This is a genomic window from Streptomyces sp. R302, assembly GCF_012927245.1.
Taxonomy (GTDB): domain Bacteria; phylum Actinomycetota; class Actinomycetes; order Streptomycetales; family Streptomycetaceae; genus Streptomyces.
On record NZ_JABBGE010000011.1, the window covers coordinates 112,302 to 131,824 of the forward strand.

Below are 19,523 nucleotides of genomic sequence, written 5' to 3' on the forward strand. Positions count from 1 at the left end.
CTGTGGTGACGTTCGCGCAGGCGCAGGAGCGCGCCGAGGAGTGGATCAACGGCGATCTGCCGCCGTATCTGCACCAGGAGGTGCGGGTGCGGGAGTTCGGTCTGGGGTTCGTGGTGTGGGCGGAGGACCGCGAGGGCGGTCCGACGTCGGACAACGGCCGGCAGCGGCTGGTGATCGCGCGGGATTCGGGCGAGGCGACGCTGTGGCCGGGGCTGCCGGTGGGTGAGGTGATCCGCCGGTACGAGGAGGAGTACGGGGCGGCGGAGGAGGCGGTGCCGGCTCCGGCCGCGCAGCCGGCGCGGATCGACCTGAACCAGACGTCGTTCCTGCTGAGTCCGCCGGAGTGGTTGCAGGACGCGGCGGACAAGATCGGTCTGCCGCAGCGGCCGAACGCGTCGCAGGAGGAACGGGGCGAGGCGCAGGGCGAGCCGGACACGGGCGGGGACGTGGTTCCGGCGTCGGGCCCGGAGGCGGTCGCGGCTTCGGTGTCGGTGTCGTCGGCCGGGGCGGACGCGTCGGACGGGTCGGACGGGTCGGAGACGCCTGCCGCGGCGATCCCGCTTCCCTCGTTCGACTCTTCTTCCTCGTCCTCCTCTTCTTCGTCGTCCTCTCCTTCGTCGTCCTCCTCCGCGTCGTCGGACGGGGACGGGTACGAGCCGACGGCGATGGACGGGGTTCCGACGTCGGCGCCGGCCGGTCCGTGGGCGGACGCCAACGCGAGCTCCGGCGGTGTGGAGGGCGTACCGCTGCCGGCGACGGTGTTCGCGCCGCCGCTGTCGGGGGCCGACGACGAGGACACGCCGCTGCCGGTGGTGGGCGCGGACGCGCCGACGGCGCTGATGCAGGGCGGGAGCGCGCTGCCGAAGACGGCCGTGGCGCCGCGTCTGGACCCGTCGGCGCCCGCGCCGCAGGGTGCGACGCCGCCGCCCGTGCCGCCGGTGGCCCCGGTGGCTCCGGGTGCCACTCCGCCGCCGCCCGTCGCTCCGCCGGTCGCGCCGGGTGCGGGGGACATCGCGGACGCGGCGACGAGCAAGGCGACGCTGCCGCCGAAGAAGCAGGCGCCGGCGCCGGTCGCGCCGCCGCCCCCGCCGGGGGTGCCCGGTGCGACGTCCGGCGGGCCCGCGCCCGCGCCCGCGTACGTACCGACGCAGTTGGTGCCGCAGACGCCGGCGCCGGGTGTGCCGGTGGGGCCGGGGGCTCCAGGGGCTCCGGGTACGCCTCCGCCGCCCGCGCCGCCGGGGCCGGTGACGCCGCCGCAGCCGGTGCACCACGCGGCGACGATGCTGGCGCATCCCGGGCAGGCGGGTCCGTCCGGCGGCGGCAACGTGCCTCCGCCGCCCCCGCCGCCGGGTGCTCCCGGCGCTCCGGGCGCTCCGGGCGCTGCCGGTGGCGCGGGGACGCCGGCGCACGGCATCGAGCACGCGCCGACGATGCTGGCCCAGCCGGGTCCGGCGGGTCCGGGCGCGCCGGTGCCTCCGCCGGGTCCGGCCCCGGCGGCGCCGCAGGCACCGGGCCCGGTCCCGGCTCCCGCCCCCGCCCCCGCCCCCGCCCCTGCCCCCGCTCCGTCTCCGGCCTACGGGTATCCGCAGCAGCCGCCGGCCGGTGTGCCGACGGTCGGTCCCGGGTACCAGGCGGTGCTGCGGTACCGGGCGCCGGACGGTTCGGAGCAGCAGATCATCCGGCGTTCGGCCCCGGGCACCCCGCATCCGGAGTGGCAGATCCTGCACGAGCTGCGCGGGCTCGGTGTGCCGCCGCAGCAGGTCCTTGAGCTCCACACGGAGCTGGCGTCCTGTGAGCTGCCGGGCGGTTACTGCGCGCGGATGATCCGGGAGACGTGGCCGCAGGCGCGGATCACCAGCATCGCCCCGTACGGCCGCGATCACGCGGGCCGTCAGCAGGGCATGCGTCAACTCCTCACCCATCAGGGCGAGTTGCACCAGGTGGCGGACGGGCCCGCGCGGCCCGCTCCGGTACGGGCTCCGCTGCCGCAGGTGCAGCCGGCGCCGCCGGTGCCGCCGGAGGCCGTGGCGCAGGAGCTGGCGGGCGCGTTCGGGCCGGGGATCCTCCGGTTCGACCAGCGCGCGGTGTCGCGTCAGGGCGTGCCGGAGCTGGTGGCGGTCACGCTCATGTGGGCGGGGCTTCCGGCGGACTTCGGGCCGTTCTTCTGGGCGCAGCCGGCGGTGCCGGTGGTGCCGACGCTGGCGGAGCTGGCGCAGCAGCGGCAGGTGGCGGCGGCGCCGGACGCGAGCTCGTACCTGGTGCTCGGTTCGGACTTCGGCCGGGCGATCTGTGTCCAGTACGGGACCGCGCACATCGTGGCGGTGCCGGTGGAGGCGGGTCCGGGCGGGGCGTCGGTGCCGGCGCAGTTCGTGAACACCGGGCTGCCGGAGTTCACGCGGTCGATGGCGCTCCTTGGCCGGATGTGGCGGCTGCGGTTCGGGCTCACGCCGGAGCAGGCGGGCCGCTGGACGGTCGACTTCCAGGCGCAGCTGGCGATGCTGGATCCGGCGGCGCTGTCGTCGCCGGAGAACTGGTGGTCGGTGCTGCTGGAGCAGATGTGGGACGGACTGCTCTGAGGCGTGTCCTGACGCGTGTTCCGACGCGTGTCCTGACGGCCCGTAAGAGCGGAATGTGATGAAGGGCGCTCGATGTGTGATCACGTCGGGCGCCTTTTGTCCGTTCTTATGGCGCATCCTGGTGGGTGAGGCCATAGGGAAGGGGCGTCAGGATGAGTTTCTCCGTCGGACGGGGCCGGGGGTACCGCCCGGAGCAGGTCGACCGGTACGTCGACGCGCTGTCCCGGGACCGCGACGAGACCTGGGAGCGGGCCGCGCGGCTGACCGTCCTCGCCGAGGAGATGGAGGCGGAGCTGGCCGGGCTGCGGGAGGCCGTCGCGGCGTTGAAGCCGCAGCGGTACGAGTCCCTGGGCGAGGCCGCCGGGCAGATCCTGAAGCTCGCCGAGCAGGAGGACGAGCGGCTCGTGCGCGCCGCCGAGGCCGAGGCGCAGGCCGTCGCGGAGGCGGCGGGCGCGGCGGCCCGGGAGGCCGGGGAGGCGGCCGGGGCGTACGCGGAAGGGGTACGGGCCGCGGCCGAGGCCAAGGCCCGCGCCACCCTGGAGGCCGCTCGCGAACGCGCCGAGGAGCTGGCCGTCATCGCCGGCCGGGACGCGGAGGGGGCCAGGGCGGCGGCGCAGGAGGCGTACGAGGAGACCGCGCACCGCGCGGCGGAACTCCTGGCCGGCCAGGCCGAGGAGCACCGCACCGCCCGCGTCGACGCCGACCGCGAGGCGGAGGCGGCCGCCGCCGCGCTCGACGCCCGCCACGTCGAGCAGGTCGCGGAGGCCGAGTCCCGCCTGGAGGAGGTGCGCCGGTCCCGCGCCCGCACCGAGGAGGAGGCCCGGCACGGCCAGGAGGACGCCGACGCGAAGGCCGCGGAACTCCTGGCGGAGGCCCGGCTGAAGGCCGAACGGACGGAGCGCGCGACGGAGCGGCTGCTGCGCGAGCACGACGAGTCCCGCGACGAGATCCACTCCCACATGGAGCACATCCGCAACTCCCTCGCCGCGCTGACGGGCCGCCCGGCGGCGCCGGAGCCCGGCGCGGCCACGGAAGCGCCGGAGCAGGCCCCGGCCGAGTCCCCGGCCGAGTCCCCGGCGGAAAACCCCGAGCCGGGTGAGGAACCCCGCCCGTAGTCTCCGCGTATGCGGATGAACCTGACGGCGGTGAACCTCGACTGCGCCGACCCCCTGGCCCTCGCCGACTTCTACGCGAAGGCCACGGGGCTGCCCCTGCACGAACGCTCCGACGCCGACTTCGCCGCCCTGGTGGACGGCAGCGGCCTGGTCATGGGCTTCCAGCGGGTCGCGGACCACCGTCCGCCGGCCTGGCCGGACGGCGACGTCCCGGCCCAACTCCACCTCGACTTCGACGTCGACGACCTCGACGAGGCGGTCGCCGCCCTGACCGCCCTCGGCGCCACCGTCCCCGCCACCCAGCCCCGCCCCGACCTCTGGCGCGTCCTCCTGGACCCGGCCGGGCACCCCTTCTGCGTCTCACCCCGGAAGAGGGGCGGGAGGTGACCGTCCGGTAGCGTCGGCCCTCCCAGGGGAGGGAAGAACATGCACGTGAAGCACGTACGCACGCACGGCCGCCGGCTCGCGGCCGCCGCCGTCACCGTCGTCCTCGCCGCCACCGGCGGCACGCTCACCACGCTCCCGGCCGCCGCCGCGCCGGTCGCCGCGCAGGACCAGCAGGCGTCCGCCGCCGTACCGTTCCCGCGCGACGCGGACGTCGTCGGCGCGGGCCCGAGCGGCTTCCTGTCGAAGACCCGCGGCGAGACACCGGAGTTCCGGTGGACGCGGTACGGGGACGGGTCGTCGGTGGCGCTGCAGGGCGCCGACGCGGCGGGCGGCGGTTCGGATCTCGTCGTCACCGGCGACCGGAAGCTGATGAGCGTGAGCTCGCTCCTGAAGGTCTACGACATGGCGAAGCCGGACGCCGCGCCGGTCGTGATCGACCTCGACGCGCTCGGCGACTACACGTACGCGGGCCTGGCGGGCGACACCCTCCTCGTCGAGCGGTACGAGGACGGCCACACGATCCAGTACGCCACCACTCTCGACGCCGGCGTCCTCGCGGGCGGCACGCCGCAGTTCCGCCAGGTGGCGGGCGGCGTCCAGCTCGACTGCGACAACGGCGACGGTGCCTGGACCGGCGCCGGCGCCGCGCTCTACGACTGCCGGGTGGGCGACGAGAGGCTCCCCGCCAAGATCTTCGCCGATCTCGCCACCGGCGAGACCCGCTGGCACCTCGTCGGCCCGGACGCGTGGGCCTGGGACGGCGCGGTCTCCGCCACCCACGTGGCCTGGCGGGAGGCCCGGGTGCCGGGCGGCGACGGGATCGTCGTCCTCCGGCGCGGCGGCTCGACCGGGCGGCTCTGGTTCCCGTCGGAGTACGACGCGAGCGACCCCGTGTACCTCATCGGAGGCTGGATGGCGTCCGGCCAGAAGGCCCACATCGACGGGGCCGGGTCCGCCGAGGGCGGGGAGGCCACGACGCGGCTGCCGTTCACCGTCCGGTCGGTCGAGCGGCCCGGGGAGACGGCCGTCCTGCTCACCGCGTTCTCCTCCGCCGTCGTCGGTCCCGGCGGCTCCCTGCTCGTGCGCGGCGGCACCCCCGAGCACGGCGAAGGGCTGTACCGGATCTCGCCGCGCGCCGACGACGGCGTCCCGCAGGTCGAACTCGTCGCGTCCACCGGACAGTCGACCGTCGTCACCCTCACCGGCCACACCACCCCGAGCGAGATCACCGGCGAACAGGCGGCGCGCGGCGTCGACTTCGGCTGGGACCTCTCCCGGGGAGACGCCCGGGTCACGATGACCCTGACCCACGTGCCCAGCGGGAAGAGCGTCTCGCAGGCCTGGCCCGCGGAGGGCGCGGCCGGCGCGCCGCGCCGGATCGGCTGGCACTGGGACGGCAAGGACCTGGAGGCCGGGGACTGGGGCGCGCCCGCCCGCAACGGAACGTACGAGTGGAAGCTCACCGCCCGCCCGGACGACGGCATCGGCCCCGACCTCGTCGCCACCGGACGGTTCTCCGTGACCCGGCCCGCCGCCGCGCACGACTACGACGACGACGGCACCGCCGACCTCCTCACCCGGGACCCGCAGGGCGTCCTGTGGCGCTACGGCACCCGGCCCGCCGCCACGGGCGGCTCGCTCACCGGGACCGGCGGTTCGCGGGTGGGCGGCGGCTGGCAGGTGTACGACCGGCTGGTGTCCGTCGGGAACGTGGCGGGAAGCTCCGCCCCCGACAGCATCGCCCGCGACCGCTCCGGCGTGCTCTGGCTCTACCAGGGCACCGGCGACCGGAACGCCCCGCTCGCGCCCCGGACGCAGATCGGCGGCGGGTGGCAGACGTACGACCGGATCACCGGCGGCAGCGACGTCACCGGCGACCGGCGGCCCGACGTCCTCGCCGTCGACAAGACCGGCGTCCTGTGGCTCTACGCGGGCACGGGGAACGCCAAGACGCCCTTCTCGCCGCGCAAGCGGATCGGCGGCGGCTGGCAGATCTACAACGAGATCACCGCCGCCGGGAACCTCGGCGGCGCCGGAGCCGGCGACCTCCTCGCCCGGGACCGCTCCGGCGTGCTGTGGCTGTACCTCGGCAAGGGCGACGGCACCTTCACCGCCCGCAAGCAGGTCGGCGGCGGCTGGGGCAAGTTCAAGGGCCTCACCGCCGTCGGCGACGCCAACGGCGACGGGCGCGCCGACCTCGTCGCCTGGAACGGCGACGAGACCTTCTACGCCGGCACCGGCGACTGGTCCGCCCCCTTCAAGCGCGGCGCGGGAGCGAGCCTGACGCAGGACTCGGCGTACGACTCCCTCTTCTGATCCGCTACTCCGCCGGGGCCCAGGGGGCGGCGAGCAGCTCCGCGACGCTGCGCCGCTCCCGGGCCTCGGGCGGGGTGTCGGCGGCCCTGCCGAGGGCCACCATTGACACGACGGCCCACCCCGGGGCGGGGTCCAGCTCCTTGGTGAGCCCCTCCAGGTCGAAGGCGCGGAACTGGTGGGCCGACAGGCCCATCGCCTGGGCCTGGAGGGTCATGTGGGCGATGGCCTGCCCGAGGTCGTAGTCGGCGAACTCGGAGTACTGGACGTCCGGTTCGCCGACGTACCGGCGCGTGAGCGTGACGACGAGCAGTCCCGCGTCCGTCGCCCAGCGGGCCGAACTGGGCGCCAGGTGGGGCAGCAGCCGGGCGTGCTCCGGCTCGCCGGGGCGGGCCGTGAAGAAACCCCACGGCTGGGAGTTCCCGGCGGACGGCGCCCACCGCGCGGCCTCCAGGAGCAGCCGCAGCGCACGGTCGTCGACCCGGCCCGACGGGTCGAAGCGGTACGGACTGAACCGTCCCGCGAGCAGGGGGTGCAGACCGCCGCCAAACGGTTCCGGATCAAGGCGCATGTCGGGTTCCAACCCCACCGCCGTGCGGGGCTATTCCGGCCCGTCAGGCGAGCGCGCACTCCGCCCACACCGTCTTCCCCGGCGCGCCGGGCCTCGGATACCACCCCCACCGCTCGGCGATCCCACCGACGAGCAGCAACCCCCGCCCTCCGTCCGAGCGCGGTACGCGTTCGGCCCGGGTGTCGCTCACCTCGACCCGCGCGACCGGCCGGGGCGCCTCCGTGACGCGCAGCGAGAGGTGGAAGTCCCGCCCCGGCACGTGCCCGTGCCGCACCGCGTTCGTCGCCAGCTCGGCCGCGACCAGCACGACGCCCTCGTGCGCCTCGGTGGCGTACGCCACGCCCCACTCGTCCAGCCGGACGGCGACCAGCCGCCGCGCGAGCCGCGCGCCCCGGGGCGTGGAGGTGAACCGCATGGCGAAGGTGCGGGTGTTCAAGTAAGGGGAGGCGCTGGAGAGTTGGGAGGGGCCGGTGGGGCTGCCGATGTTGCTCGTCATGCCCTCCAAGCTCCTCTTGGTGGCGTAGCGTGACCAGTGGTGACACGCCGACGCGATCCGCTTGTACGCGCCGTGCCGGCGCAGGTACGAGAGGTGGGGTGCGGGTGGAAGAAGAGGTGCCGGAGGTGGGGCGGGCCGTCACGAGGGCTGGTGAGGGTATCGCGGTGGCGTTCGGGAAGACCTTGAAGACGCTGCGGACGAAGGCGGGGATGGAGCGGGAGGAGCTGGGCAGGCGGCTCGGCTACTCGGTCTCCACCATCGCGTCGTTCGAGCAGGGGCGGAGGATCCCTCCGCCCCGCGCGATCGAGCAGTCGGACGGCCTTCTGGGTGCCGACGGGCTGCTGACGGTGTGGCAGGGGCAGTTGGAGAGGGCGCAGTATCCGGCGGGCTTTCAGGGTCTGGTGGAGCTGGAGAGGACGGCGATCGAGCTTCTTCACTACGAGAAGTTCGTGATCAGTGGACTGCTTCAGACCGAGGAGTACATGAGAGCGCTCCTGGCCATGCGGCGTCCGCTTCTGGATCAGGAGACGATCGAGCAGCGAGTGACGGACCGGCTGGCCCGGCAGAAGGTGATGTTCGGACGGCGCCCGGAACCGCTGAACAGCTTCATCATGGACGAGGCGGTGCTGCGGCAGAGGTACGGCGGTGAGAAGGTTCTTCGCGGGCAGCTGGAGCAGCTGCTCCTGCTCGGGCACGAGCCGCACACCGACATTCAGATCATGCCGTTCACATGCGAGGACAACGCTGGTGTGAGTGGTCCGTTCACCATTGCCACCCGCAAGGACGGGAAGCAGTTCCTGTACTTCGAGGCGACCCATCAGATGTCGCTGATGGCCGAACCGGGGCAGGTCACCGTCGCCGCCGTGCGCTTCGGCGTCATCAGGTCGCAGGCTCTCAGCCCGCGAGAGTCGCTGGAGTTCATCGAGAAGTTGCTGGGAGAGCTATGAACAGCACCGAATCCCTCGCCTGGTTCAAGAGCGGCTACAGCGGCGGTGACAGCGGCCAGTGCATCGAGGTCGCGTCCGGCGCGGGAGCCGTGCACGTCCGGGACTCCAAGGACGTGGCCCGCCCGGCCCTCCGAGTCTCGCACGACGCGTGGGCCGGGTTCGTCGGGCTCGCCTCGGCGGAGTAGTACAGCCGCCGCTTGTACGTACGGGGGCTCTGCTCGTCCGAGCCGGACGGGCAGGGCCCCGCGTGTGTTGAGAGAGCTCAGGCGAGTCGAGCACGTCCGCCCAGGACTTGTCGTGCCAGGGCAGGGTGACCACCCATCGTTCGTCCGGGCGGCCTCGGTGGCTCACGGTCAGCCGGTACGTCAGCGTCGCGCTGCGGTCCGGATGGTGTTCGACCGACATCTCGGTGACGTCGAACCGGAGCCCGTCGGCGGTGACGTACGAGCGACTCAGGGCCTGCTCGGCTGGTGTCCATTCCTCCACGGATACCAGTCTTCATCTACTGCTCGGTGTCCGACACCTCCTTCAGGACCGGGAAGCGGCGGGGGGCCAGGGTGAGGAGGGCGAGGAGGGCGAGGGCGGCGGCTGCCGCGGCGCCGAAGTAGACCCGGTCGACGGCCGCGTCGACCGCGCGGCGGATCGCGTCGGTGGTGTCGAGGGAGCGGGCGAGGGTGTCGAGGTCGGTGTCGGCGCCGAGGCGGGCGGCGAGGACGGTGTTCGCGACCGCGCCGAAGGCGGCGGCGCCGACGCTCTGGCCGACCTGGCGGCAGAAGAGGACGGAGGCGGTGGTGGTGCCGCGTTCCTCGTAGGGGACGGTCGACTGGACGCCGACCATGAGGGGGAGCTGGAAGAGGCCGAGGCAGGCGCCCAGCAGGAGCATCAGGAGGGCCGGTTGCCAGGCCTCGCCGGGGTAGGGGAGGAAGGGGAAGGCGAGCAGGCAGGCGAGGGCGCCGGAGATGCCGAGGACGGCGGTCAGGCGGAAGCCGATGCGGGTGTAGACGCGGTTGGAGAAGGCCGCGGAGATCGGCCAGCTCAGGGTCCAGGCGGAGAGGACGAAGCCGGCGGCGATCGGGCCCAGGCCCAGGACCGACTGGGCGTAGGTCGGGAGGAAGACGGTCGGGGCGACCATGAGGAGGCCGAGGGCGCCGAGGGCGAGGTTGACGGCGGCGATGGTGCGGCGGCGCCACACCCAGCCGGGGAGCATGGGCTCCGCCGCCCGACGTTCGACGGCCACGGTCGCGGCGGCGAGGACGGCCGCTCCGCCGAGGAGGGCCAGGGACGGGGGCGAGAGCCACGGCCAGGCCACGCCGCCCTGGACGAGCGCGGTCAGGAGCAGCGCGCCGGTCGCGAAGACGCCGAGCGCGCCCGCCCAGTCGACGCGGACCGGAGCCGTACGAGGGGGCCTGGCGGGCTCCTTGAGGTGGCGGACGATCAGCCAGAGGGCGGCGGCGCCGAGCGGCAGGTTGATGAGGAAGATCCAGCGCCAGTCGGCGTATCCGGCGAGGAGGCCGCCGACCGCCGGGCCCGCGACGGCGGAGGTGGCCCAGACGGAGGAGAGCTTCGCCTGGATCCTGGGGCGTTCCCTGAGCGGGTACAGGTCGGCGGCGACGGTCTGGACGGTCCCCTGGAGGGCGCCGCCGCCGAGGCCCTGGACGACGCGGAAGGCGATGAGCGCGGCCATGTTCCAGGCGGCGGCGCAGAGCAGGGAGCCGAGGAGGAAGAGGACGGTGCCGGCGACGAGGACCGGCTTGCGGCCGTAGGTGTCGCTGAGTCTGCCGTACACGGGGAGGGTGACGGTGACGGCGAGGAGGTAGCCGGAGAAGAGCCAGGAGAAGACGGAGAGTCCGCCGAGGTCGCCGACGATCTGCGGGACGGCGGTGGCGACGATGGTGCCGTCGAGCGCGGCGAGCCCCATGCAGAGCATCAGGGCGGCGACGACGGGGCCGCGGCGCGGGTTCGCGGGCGGCTTCTCCAGGCCGGTCCGTTCCGGGGCCGTTCTCCCGTCCGCTGCCACGCGCCTCTTCCTTTCTTCGTACACCTAAATGTGCGCGGACAGGGTCTCACTCCGACCACGGGCCGAGGAACCGTTCCTGGTCAGTGAGCAGGAGTGAGTCTTGGACCCATTCCTGGTCACTGCGGACATCCCGAACGGTTTTGGGTGTCCTGGTCGCCCGCGTTCTCGCCGCGTCCGGCGACACGACTCCTGGTCGTGGTCCGGGGATGCGGGGGCGGGGTTCCTCACGCCCGAGGGATTCCGGTCGAGCCTGGACGGTCCGATGCCCGTGACGATCGCTCTGGTCGTCGCGGGGCGGTGCCGTCCGTCGCCGGATCGGGTGCCCTTGGGCGCGTCGCCCGATCGCGATGCTCGCCGCATCGTGACGGGTGGTCTTGCGGGTCTTACCGGTGAGGGGTTTCTGCCAGTGCTGGGCGCCCCAGCGGCTGGTGTAGGCCGGGTCGACGGCGATGATCGCGATACCGGTGGCGTCGGCCATGGAGGTGAGGCGCGCGCGGAGGCGGCCGGTGGGCATGCCGGAGATGAGCTGCCGGAACCGGCGCTTGCGGCCGTGTTTCTCCCTGGTCTTCTCGGCCTGGAAGTCGAGGTCTTCGATCGCGATCGCCCTCACTCCGCAGGTCTTGGCCCAGTTCAGCAGCCGGGTCAGGGCGTGGCGGACCTGGGCGTCTCGGTGGTCGGCCGACCCGCCGAGATCGTAGAAGAACCTCCGCGGGTGCCCGATCGGGTTGCCATGGGTGTCCAGGCGCCAGGCGGCGAGGTGGTCGGTGTTGGTGTCGACACCGATCACACCGTCGGCCAGGGCGGCCTCGACCGGGACGGTCTTCGTCGGTGAGAGCTGCCAGGAAGCGGTCAGGTACCAGCGGCCCTTGGTCACGTCCAGGTGGATGCGGTAGGCCACGGCGCGGTTGGCCTCGATCCGGTCGGCCCACTCGTTGCCCCGGTGCGGGAAATGCACCTTGGAGGTGAGGACGTACCGTCCGTGCGGGGCGTTCGCGAGCCTGGCGAGCGGCGCGGGCAGTCTGATCGACACCCCTCCGTCAGGGCTGACGCGGATGGTTTCGTTCCCGTACCGCTTCCCCGACTCCCCGTCGGCGGACAGAAACCAGCGTTCCGCCTCCCACCGCTCGCGCCACCCGGCTTTGGTCAGGCCGGCCTCGTCGAGGTGGTGGAGGGAATTCAGTATCCGCTTGCCGCCCCGTACCACTCGTACCCGGCCCGTCCGCCAATCCGAGACGGCGGCAGTTTGCCGATCGGCCAGCACACCCAGACGCCGGGACTTCGCATGCCACTCCTGCCGTGACCGGTACCCACCCGGAGTCCGCTTCGAGCCGCGCTGGCCGATAGGCAAGGACAGGCGATGCCGCAGCATCCCGATTCCGGCTTCCAGGTTCTGGATGTGTGCGGCCTGGCAGCGTCGGGCCAAAGCCCACTGATCGTGCGACGCCTTGGTCACCGACCCTGCCCACCGCGACGACGACACAGGCGTCAGCATGCGCTTGCGCATTGCCCACGACTCCGCGGAATGCTCCAGAGCATCCGCGCATCGGGCCCGGAGATCGGCGGAGGCCAGCGAGCCCAGGTGGTCGCCGACCAACCGTAGGACCCGGTCGTCCTCGTCGGTGAGGTGCTTGAGTCGGTCTCGCACCGCAACACCAGTGGGGCCGGATACCGCGAAGGGCGTGGCAATCGTCCGCACTCCCACCACTCCACCCCCGCTCCGAAGTCCCTGCCCTGGGCAACGAGCCCCGCTGGTGAAGGTCACGCATTCGAGATGTGAATGTCCATTCCCATGCCCCTACAGCAGGACACCCTCGAACACGCTCCACCAGCAGGAGGAAGAACCCCTAGGGGGCCTTCCCTCATGCGAGCCAGGGGACGGTCGTCCCGGCGGAGGACGAGAAGGGACGGGTGCGGTTCTTAGCTTGGTCTTACAACAACCACCCGCTTCCGTTGAGGAGAAGACCGTGACTTCGGCTGTGACCATTCCCAGGCACGGGGGTACCGGAGGGAAGACGGCCGTCGCCGCGCGGGCGCGGCAGGTCGTCAAGGCGTACGGGGCGGGGGAGACCCGGGTCGTCGCCCTCGACCACGTCGACGTGGACATCCGGCGGGGGCAGTTCACCGCGATCATGGGGCCCTCCGGGTCCGGCAAGTCGACGCTGATGCACTGCCTCGCCGGGCTCGACACCGTCACCGGCGGGCAGATCTTCCTCGACGAGACCGAGATCACCGGCCTCAAGGACAAGAAGCTCACCCAGCTGCGCCGGGACCGGATCGGCTTCATCTTCCAGGCGTTCAACCTGCTGCCGACGCTGAGCGCCCTGGAGAACATCACGCTGCCCATGGACATCGCGGGCCGCAGGCCCGACAAGGAGTGGCTGGACCAGGTCGTCGAGACCGTCGGGCTCGCCGGACGCCTCAAGCACCGGCCCACCGAGCTCTCCGGCGGCCAGCAGCAGCGCGTCGCCGTCGCGCGGGCGCTCGCCGCCCGGCCGGAGATCATCTTCGGCGACGAGCCGACCGGAAACCTCGACTCGCGGGCCGGCGCCGAGGTCCTCGGCTTCCTGCGCCGCTCCGTGGACGAGCTGGGGCAGACGATCGTCATGGTCACCCACGACCCGGTCGCCGCCTCCTACGCGGACCGGGTGCTGTACCTCGCGGACGGGCGGATCGTCGACGAGATGGAGCGGCCCACCGCCGAAGCCGTCCTGGATCGTATGAAGGACTTCGACGCGCGCGGGCGGACGTCATGACCGTCTTCAGAACCTCGCTGCGCAACCTCCTCGCGCACAAGGGCCGGATGGCGCTCTCCGCCGTCGCCGTGCTCCTCTCCGTCGCGTTCGTGTCCGGGACCCTGGTCTTCACCGACACCATGAACACGACCTTCGACAAGCTCTTCGCCGTCACCGCCTCCGACGTCACCGTCTCCCCGGCGGCGGCCGACCCGACGGACGAGACCCCGGACACCGGCCGTCCCGAGTCCTTCCCGGCCTCCGTCGTCGCCGACGTGCGGAAGGTGGCGGGCGTCGAGGCCGCACAGGGCTCCGTCGCCTCCCTGGGCGTCACCGTCGTCGACAAGGACGACAAGAACGTCGGGCCGACCACCGGGGCCCCGACGATCGCCGTCAACTGGAGCCCGTACGAGCTCCGTTCGGTCGAGCTCGCCGAGGGGCACGAGCCGCGCGGCCCCACCGACGTGGTCGTGGACCGGGGCACCGCCGACAAGCACGGTCTGAAGCTCGGCGACCCGCTGCGGACGATCTCCGGCGCCGGTGACTTCACCGCCACCGTCTCCGGCATCGTCGAGTTCAAGGTCACCAACCCGGGTGCCACCGTCGTCTACTTCGACACCGCCACCGCGCAGCGCGAACTCCTCGGTAAGGAGGGGCTGTTCACGCAGGTCATGGTGGAGGCGGAGCCGGGTGTCTCCGACGAGACGCTGAAGGCGGACGTCGCCACCGCACTGGGTGCCGGATACAGGATCCAGACCGCGGCGGAGTCGGCGGACGCGGGCCGCGAGGACGTCGGCGAATTCCTCGACATCATGAAGTACGCGATGCTCGGCTTCGCCGGGATCGCCTTCCTCGTCGGCATCTTCCTCATCGTCAACACCTTCTCCATGCTGGTCGCCCAGCGCACCCGCGAGATCGGCCTGCTGCGGGCCATCGGTTCGAGCCGGAAGCAGATCAACCGCTCCGTCCTCGTCGAGGCCGTCCTCCTCGGACTGATCGGCTCGGTCGCCGGCGTCGCCGCCGGGGTCGGGCTCGCCGTCGGCCTGATGGAACTCATGTCGACCATGGGCATGGAGCTGTCCACCCGCGACCTCACCGTCGCCTGGACCACCCCCGTCGTCGGTCTCGCCCTCGGCGTCCTCGTCACCGTCCTCGCCGCGTACGTGCCCGCCCGCCGGGCCGGCAAGGTCTCCCCGATGGCCGCCCTCCGCGACGCCGGCACTCCCGCCGACGGCCGCGCGGGCCGGGTCCGCGGCGCCCTCGGCCTGCTCCTCACCCTCGCCGGCGGCGGGGCGCTGTGGGCCGCGACCGAGGCCGAGAAGGCCGGCACGGGCTCGCTCTGGCTCGGCGTCGGCGTCGTACTGTCCCTGCTCGGCTTCGTCGTCATCGGCCCGGTCCTCGCGGGCGGTGTCGTCCGCGCCCTGGGCCTGGTCGTCCTGCGGGTCTTCGGGCCCGTCGGCCGGATGGCCGAGCGGAACGCGCTCCGCAACCCGCGCCGCACCGGCGCGACCGGCGCCGCCCTGATGATCGGCCTCGCGCTCGTCGCCTGCCTCTCCGTCGTCGGCTCCTCCATGGTCGCCTCGGCCACCGACGAGCTCGACCGGTCCGTCGGCGCGGACTACATCGTGCAGAACCGGATGGGCGCGCCGATCGTGCCGCAGGCGCAGGCCGCGGTCGAGAAGGTGACGGGCCTCGACCACGTCACCGAGTACCGGCCGGTGGACGTGCGGATCACCGACCCGGCCGGCACCGTCTCCAAGGAGTGGCTGGCGGCGACCGAACCGTCGTACGCCGCCGACCTCCGGCGCGAGGTGACCTCCGGCGACCTGGCCGCCGCGTACGCCCCCGGCGCGATGTCCGTCGGCAGCGACTACGCCACCGCGCACGGCGTGAAGGTCGGCGACACCCTCACCGTCGCCTTCGCGCACGGCTCGACGGCGAAGCTGAAGGTCGCGGCGATCACGGCCGACACCGGGAACGTCGACAACGGCGCGCTGTACACGAACGTCACCACCGCCCGCGCGCACCTGCCGGCCGAGCGGCTGCCGGCGAGCGTGCTGCTGCTCGCGAGCGCGAAGGACGGCCAGGAGGAGGCGGCGTACGAGTCCCTGAAGAAGGCGCTCGCCCCGTACCCCCAGTACACGGTCTCCAACCAGGCCGACTACAAGGAGGACCTCCGGAACCAGGTCGGGCAGCTCCTGAACATCGTCTACGGCCTGCTGGCGCTCGCGATCGTCGTAGCGATCCTGGGGGTCGTGAACACCCTCGCCCTGTCGGTGGTCGAGCGCACCCGCGAGATCGGCCTCATGCGGGCCATCGGCCTCTCCCGCAGGCAGCTGCGCCGCATGATCCGCCTGGAGTCGGTCGTCATCGCCCTCTTCGGCGCGCTGCTCGGCCTCGGCCTGGGCATGGGCTGGGGCACGGCCGCGCAGCAGCTCCTCGCGCTGGAGGGCTTCGGCGTCCTGGAGATCCCCTGGCCGACGATCCTCACGGTCTTCGTCGGCTCGGCCTTCGTGGGCCTCTTCGCGGCGCTGGTCCCGGCGTTCCGCGCGGGCCGCATGAACGTGCTGAACGCGATCGCGAGCGAGTAGCGGTTGCGGTACCGGTACCGGTACGCGTACGGCCCCGGCGCTTCTGGTGCGCGCCGGGGCCGTACCGCCGTCCCTCTCACCTCATCGGGTGACGGGACGGCGGTGGTCGGGCGCGGCGGTCGCGGCGGGGCCGTCGTAGGGTGGAGGCCCCGGCCCGTTCACGTGTCGGGTGGTTCGCGTTGCCGCTTGTCCGTTCACCCTCGTACGTACCGGGATGGAAGCTCCATGAGCCTGCACGGTCTGCTCGACCTCGTCGTCAAGGACGCGGCCCTCGCGGAGGCGGTGTCGGCCGCGTCGGACGGAAAGCGTCCGCACGTGGACCTGGTCGGGCCGCCCGCCGCCCGCCCCTTCGCGGTGGCCGCGCTGGCCAGGGACTCGGGGCGCCCGGTGCTCGCGGTGACGGCGACCGGCCGGGAGGCCGAGGACCTGGCGGCGGCGCTGCGTTCGCTCCTCGACCCGGACACCGTCGTCGAGTACCCGTCCTGGGAGACGCTGCCGCACGAGCGGCTCTCGCCCCGTTCGGACACCGTCGGCCGTCGCCTCGCCGTGCTGCGCCGCCTCGCGCACCCGAGCCCGGACGATCCGGCCGCGGGCCCCGTCTCCGTCGTCGTCGCGCCGATCCGTTCCGTTCTCCAGCCGCAGGTGAAGGGGCTGGGGGACCTGGAGCCGGTGGCGCTGAGGACCGGGCGGACGGCGGATCTGAACGAGGTCGTCGAGGGGCTGGCCGCCGCCGCGTACTCCCGGGTCGAACTGGTGGAGAAGCGCGGCGAGTTCGCCGTCCGCGGCGGCATCCTGGACGTCTTCCCGCCGACCGAGGAGCACCCGCTCCGGATCGAGTTCTGGGGCGACGACGTCGAGGAGATCCGTTACTTCAAGGTCGCCGACCAGCGCTCCCTCGAAGTCGCCGCGCACGGGCTGTGGGCGCCGCCCTGCCGAGAGCTGCTGCTGACGGACGAGGTGCGGGGGAGGGCGGCGGCCCTCGCCGAGGAGCACCCGGAGCTCGGCGAGATGCTCAACAAGATCGCCGAGGGCATCGCCGTCGAGGGCATGGAGTCCCTCGCGCCGGTCCTCGTCGACGACATGGAGCTGCTGCTCGACGTCCTCCCGGCCGGGGCGATGGCCGTCGTCTGCGACCCCGAGCGGGTGCGGACCCGGGCCGCCGACCTGGTCGCCACCAGCCAGGAGTTCCTGCAGGCCTCGTGGGCGGCGACGGCCGGCGGCGGCGAGGCGCCGATCGACGTCGGCGCGGCCTCCCTGTGGGGGATCGCGGACGTCCGCGACCGGGCGCGGGAGCTCGGCATGATGTGGTGGTCGGTGTCGCCGTTCGCGGCCGACGCCGAGACCGACGGCGACACCCTCGCGCTCGGCATGCGCGCCCCGGAGACGTACCGCGGCGACACCGCCCGCGCGCTCGCCGACACCAAGGGCTGGCTGGCCGACGGCTGGCGGACGGTGTACGTGACGGAGGCCCATGGCCCGGCGTCCCGCACCGTCGAGGTGCTCGGCGGGGAGGGCATCGCGGCCCGGCTGACGGCCGACCTGACGCGGGTCGACCCGGCCGTCGTGCACGTGGCCTGCGGCTCGATCGACTTCGGTTTCGTCGACCCGGCGCTGAAGCTCGCCGTCCTCACCGAGACGGACCTGTCCGGGCAGAAGGCGGCCGGCAAGGACGGCCAGCGGATGCCGGCCAAGCGCCGCAAGACCATCGACCCGCTGACCCTGGAGGTCGGCGACTACATCGTGCACGAGCAGCACGGCGTCGGCCGCTACCTGGAGATGGTGCAGCGGACCGTGCAGGGCGCGACCCGCGAGTACCTCCTCGTCGAGTACGCCCCCGCCAAGCGCGGCCAGCCCGGCGACCGCCTGTACATCCCGACGGACCAGCTGGAGCAGGTCACCAAGTACGTCGGCGGCGAGGCGCCCACCCTGCACCGGCTGGGCGGCGCGGACTGGACGAAGACGAAGCAGCGGGCGAAGAAGGCGGTCAAGGAGATCGCCGCCGACCTGATCAAGCTGTACAGCGCCCGGATGGCGGCCCCCGGCCACGCCTTCGGCCCCGACACCCCGTGGCAGCGGGAGCTGGAGGACGCCTTCCCGTACGCGGAGACGCCCGACCAGCTGTCGACGATCGCCGAGGTGAAGGAGGACATGGAGAAGACGGTCCCGATGGACCGGCTGATCTGCGGCGACGTCGGCTACGGCAAGACGGAGATCGCGGTGCGGGCCGCGTTCAAGGCGGTCCAGGACGGCAAGCAGGTCGCCGTCCTGGTGCCGACGACGCTGCTCGTGCAGCAGCACTTCGGCACCTTCTCCGAGCGGTACGGACAGTTCCCGGTGAACGTCCGCGCGCTGTCCCGCTTCCAGACGGACACCGAGTCGAAGGCGACCCTGGAGGGGCTGAAGGAAGGTTCCGTCGACGTCGTCATCGGCACCCACCGGCTGTTCTCCTCGGAGACGAAGTTCAAGGACCTCGGCCTGGTCATCGTCGACGAGGAGCAGCGCTTCGGCGTCGAGCACAAGGAGCAGCTGAAGAAGCTCCGCGCCAACGTCGACGTCCTCACCATGTCGGCCACCCCCATCCCCCGTACCCTCGAAATGGCGGTCACGGGCATCCGCGAGATGTCGACGATCACCACCCCGCCGGAGGAGCGGCACCCGGTCCTCACCTTCGTCGGCCCGTACGAGGAGAAGCAGATCGGCGCGGCGATCCGCCGCGAACTGCTCCGCGAGGGCCAGGTCTTCTACATCCACAACCGTGTGGACTCCATCGACCGCGCGGCGGCCCGGCTCCGCGAGATCGTCCCCGAGGCGCGGATCGCGACGGCCCACGGCCAGATGACGGAGTCGGCCCTGGAGCAGGTCGTCGTGGACTTCTGGGAGAAGAAGTTCGACGTGCTCGTCTCGACGACGATCGTCGAGTCCGGCATCGACATCTCCAACGCCAACACCCTCATCGTGGAGCGCGGCGACAACTTCGGCCTCTCCCAGCTCCACCAGCTCCGCGGCCGCGTCGGCCGGGGCCGCGAGCGCGGCTACGCCTACTTCCTCTACCCGCCGGAGAAGCCGCTCACGGAGACCGCCCACGAGCGGCTGGCGACCATCGCGCAGCACACCGAGATGGGCGCCGGCATGTACGTGGCGATGAAGGACCTGGAGATCCGCGGCGCGGGCAACCTCCTCGGCGGCGAGCAGTCCGGCCACATCGCGGGCGTCGGCTTCGACCTGTACGTCCGCATGGTCGGCGAGGCCGTCGCGGACTACCGCGCCTCCCTGGAGGGCGCCGCGGAGGAGGAGGCCCCGCTGGAGGTCAAGATCGAGCTGCCGGTCGACGCCCACGTCCCCCACGACTACGCCCCCGGCGAGCGCCTCCGCCTCCAGGCCTACCGCGCCATCGCCTCGGCGAACTCGGAGGAGGACATCACGGCCGTACGGGAGGAGCTCACCGACCGCTACGGCAAGCTGCCCGAGCCGGTCGAGAACCTCCTCCTCGTCGCCGGCCTGCGCATGCTGGCCCGCGCCTGCGGCGTCGGCGAGATCGTCCTCCAGGGCCCCAACATCCGCTTCGCCCCCGTGGAACTCCGCGAGTCCCAGGAGCTCCGCCTGAAGCGCCTCCACCCCAAGTCCGTCATCAAACCGGCCGTCCACCAGATCCTGGTCCCCCGCCCCGCCACCCGCCCCATCGGCGGCAAGCCCCTCGTCGGCCGCGAACTCCTCGCCTGGACGGGCGAGTTCCTGACGACGATCCTGGACTAGCCGTCGGAACGGTATGAAAGGCGCG

At 72.9% G+C, this 19,523-nt stretch carries 13 protein-coding genes; 9 read left to right on the plus strand and 4 right to left on the minus strand.

The genetic code is table 11. The annotated features are described in order from the left end of the window. Nucleotides 1-2 precede the first annotated feature (2 nt). The 4 genes from HHL19_RS30230 (at nucleotide 3) to HHL19_RS30245 (ending at nucleotide 6,394) form a co-directional block, all read left to right on the plus strand. The gene (locus HHL19_RS30230; RefSeq protein ID WP_169093559.1) at nucleotides 3-2,576 is read left to right on the plus strand and encodes an SUKH-4 family immunity protein; all 2,574 of its coding nucleotides are present in this window, start codon (nucleotides 3-5) and stop codon (nucleotides 2,574-2,576) included. Nucleotides 2,577-2,728: 152 nt separating this feature from the next. Continuing rightward, the gene (locus tag HHL19_RS30235; RefSeq protein WP_240981971.1) at nucleotides 2,729-3,691 is read left to right on the plus strand and encodes a cellulose-binding protein; all 963 of its coding nucleotides are present in this window, start codon (nucleotides 2,729-2,731) and stop codon (nucleotides 3,689-3,691) included. Between the two features lie 9 nt (nucleotides 3,692-3,700). After that, nucleotides 3,701-4,078: a VOC family protein gene (locus HHL19_RS30240; protein WP_169093560.1), complete on the plus strand. Its 378-nt coding sequence runs from the start codon at nucleotides 3,701-3,703 to the stop codon at nucleotides 4,076-4,078. 39 nt (nucleotides 4,079-4,117) lie between these two features. Then, nucleotides 4,118-6,394 carry a VCBS repeat-containing protein gene (locus tag HHL19_RS30245; RefSeq protein WP_169093561.1) on the plus strand — a complete coding sequence of 759 codons (2,277 nt, stop codon included), beginning with the start codon at nucleotides 4,118-4,120 and terminating at the stop codon, nucleotides 6,392-6,394. 4 nt (nucleotides 6,395-6,398) lie between these two features. Here HHL19_RS30245 and HHL19_RS30250 read toward each other — a convergent pair whose 3' ends face one another. After that, on the minus strand, nucleotides 6,399-6,962 hold the full coding sequence (locus HHL19_RS30250) for a nitroreductase family protein (protein ID WP_169093562.1): 564 nt from the start codon (nucleotides 6,960-6,962) through the stop codon (nucleotides 6,399-6,401). 43 nt (nucleotides 6,963-7,005) lie between these two features. After that, the gene (locus HHL19_RS30255; RefSeq protein ID WP_169093563.1) at nucleotides 7,006-7,458 is read right to left on the minus strand and encodes an ATP-binding protein; all 453 of its coding nucleotides are present in this window, start codon (nucleotides 7,456-7,458) and stop codon (nucleotides 7,006-7,008) included. A 104-nt stretch (nucleotides 7,459-7,562) separates the two neighbouring features. Here HHL19_RS30255 and HHL19_RS30260 point away from each other — a divergent pair, with 104 nt between their 5' ends. Next, complete coding sequence (locus HHL19_RS30260; protein ID WP_346768461.1) at nucleotides 7,563-8,405, plus strand: helix-turn-helix transcriptional regulator; 843 nt, start codon at nucleotides 7,563-7,565, stop codon at nucleotides 8,403-8,405. Further along, complete coding sequence (locus HHL19_RS30265) at nucleotides 8,402-8,590, plus strand: DUF397 domain-containing protein (RefSeq protein ID WP_169093564.1); 189 nt, start codon at nucleotides 8,402-8,404, stop codon at nucleotides 8,588-8,590. Before HHL19_RS30260 ends, HHL19_RS30265 begins: the two co-directional genes overlap by 4 nt. A gap of 317 nt (nucleotides 8,591-8,907) precedes the next feature. Here HHL19_RS30265 and HHL19_RS30270 read toward each other — a convergent pair whose 3' ends face one another. Together HHL19_RS30270 and HHL19_RS30275 are read right to left on the minus strand one after the other, a co-directional pair. Then, nucleotides 8,908-10,422, minus strand: a complete 1,515-nt coding sequence (locus HHL19_RS30270) for an MFS transporter (RefSeq protein ID WP_346768462.1) — start codon at nucleotides 10,420-10,422, stop codon at nucleotides 8,908-8,910. 46 nt (nucleotides 10,423-10,468) lie between these two features. Beyond that, on the minus strand, nucleotides 10,469-12,127 hold the full coding sequence (locus tag HHL19_RS30275) for a transposase (RefSeq protein WP_169093565.1): 1,659 nt from the start codon (nucleotides 12,125-12,127) through the stop codon (nucleotides 10,469-10,471). Nucleotides 12,128-12,386: 259 nt separating this feature from the next. On the opposite strand from HHL19_RS30275, the gene HHL19_RS30280 reads away from it, so the two are divergent. The 3 genes from HHL19_RS30280 (at nucleotide 12,387) to mfd (ending at nucleotide 19,498) form a co-directional block, all read left to right on the plus strand. Beyond that, complete coding sequence (locus HHL19_RS30280; RefSeq protein WP_169093566.1) at nucleotides 12,387-13,175, plus strand: ABC transporter ATP-binding protein; 789 nt, start codon at nucleotides 12,387-12,389, stop codon at nucleotides 13,173-13,175. Next, nucleotides 13,172-15,745, plus strand: a complete 2,574-nt coding sequence (locus HHL19_RS30285) for an ABC transporter permease (protein WP_169093567.1) — start codon at nucleotides 13,172-13,174, stop codon at nucleotides 15,743-15,745. Before HHL19_RS30280 ends, HHL19_RS30285 begins: the two co-directional genes overlap by 4 nt. Nucleotides 15,746-15,970: 225 nt before the next feature. Beyond that, nucleotides 15,971-19,498, plus strand: a complete 3,528-nt coding sequence (gene mfd, locus HHL19_RS30290; protein ID WP_169093568.1) for a transcription-repair coupling factor — start codon at nucleotides 15,971-15,973, stop codon at nucleotides 19,496-19,498. Nucleotides 19,499-19,523: the final 25 nt, after the last annotated feature.

What these genes read in the sequence shown, in the direction of transcription:
- HHL19_RS30235 (WP_240981971.1), top strand. Translation starts at nt 2,729, where the DNA reads ATGAGTTTCTCCGTCGGACGGGGCCGGGGGTACCGCCCGGAGCAGGTC.
- HHL19_RS30240 (WP_169093560.1), top strand. Translation starts at nt 3,701, where the DNA reads ATGCGGATGAACCTGACGGCGGTGAACCTCGACTGCGCCGACCCCCTG.
- HHL19_RS30245 (WP_169093561.1), top strand. Translation starts at nt 4,118, where the DNA reads ATGCACGTGAAGCACGTACGCACGCACGGCCGCCGGCTCGCGGCCGCC.
- HHL19_RS30250 (WP_169093562.1), bottom strand. Translation starts at nt 6,962, where the DNA reads ATGCGCCTTGATCCGGAACCGTTTGGCGGCGGTCTGCACCCCCTGCTC.
- HHL19_RS30255 (WP_169093563.1), bottom strand. Translation starts at nt 7,458, where the DNA reads ATGACGAGCAACATCGGCAGCCCCACCGGCCCCTCCCAACTCTCCAGC.
- HHL19_RS30265 (WP_169093564.1), top strand. Translation starts at nt 8,402, where the DNA reads ATGAACAGCACCGAATCCCTCGCCTGGTTCAAGAGCGGCTACAGCGGC.
- HHL19_RS30285 (WP_169093567.1), top strand. Translation starts at nt 13,172, where the DNA reads ATGACCGTCTTCAGAACCTCGCTGCGCAACCTCCTCGCGCACAAGGGC.
- mfd (WP_169093568.1), top strand. Translation starts at nt 15,971, where the DNA reads ATGAGCCTGCACGGTCTGCTCGACCTCGTCGTCAAGGACGCGGCCCTC.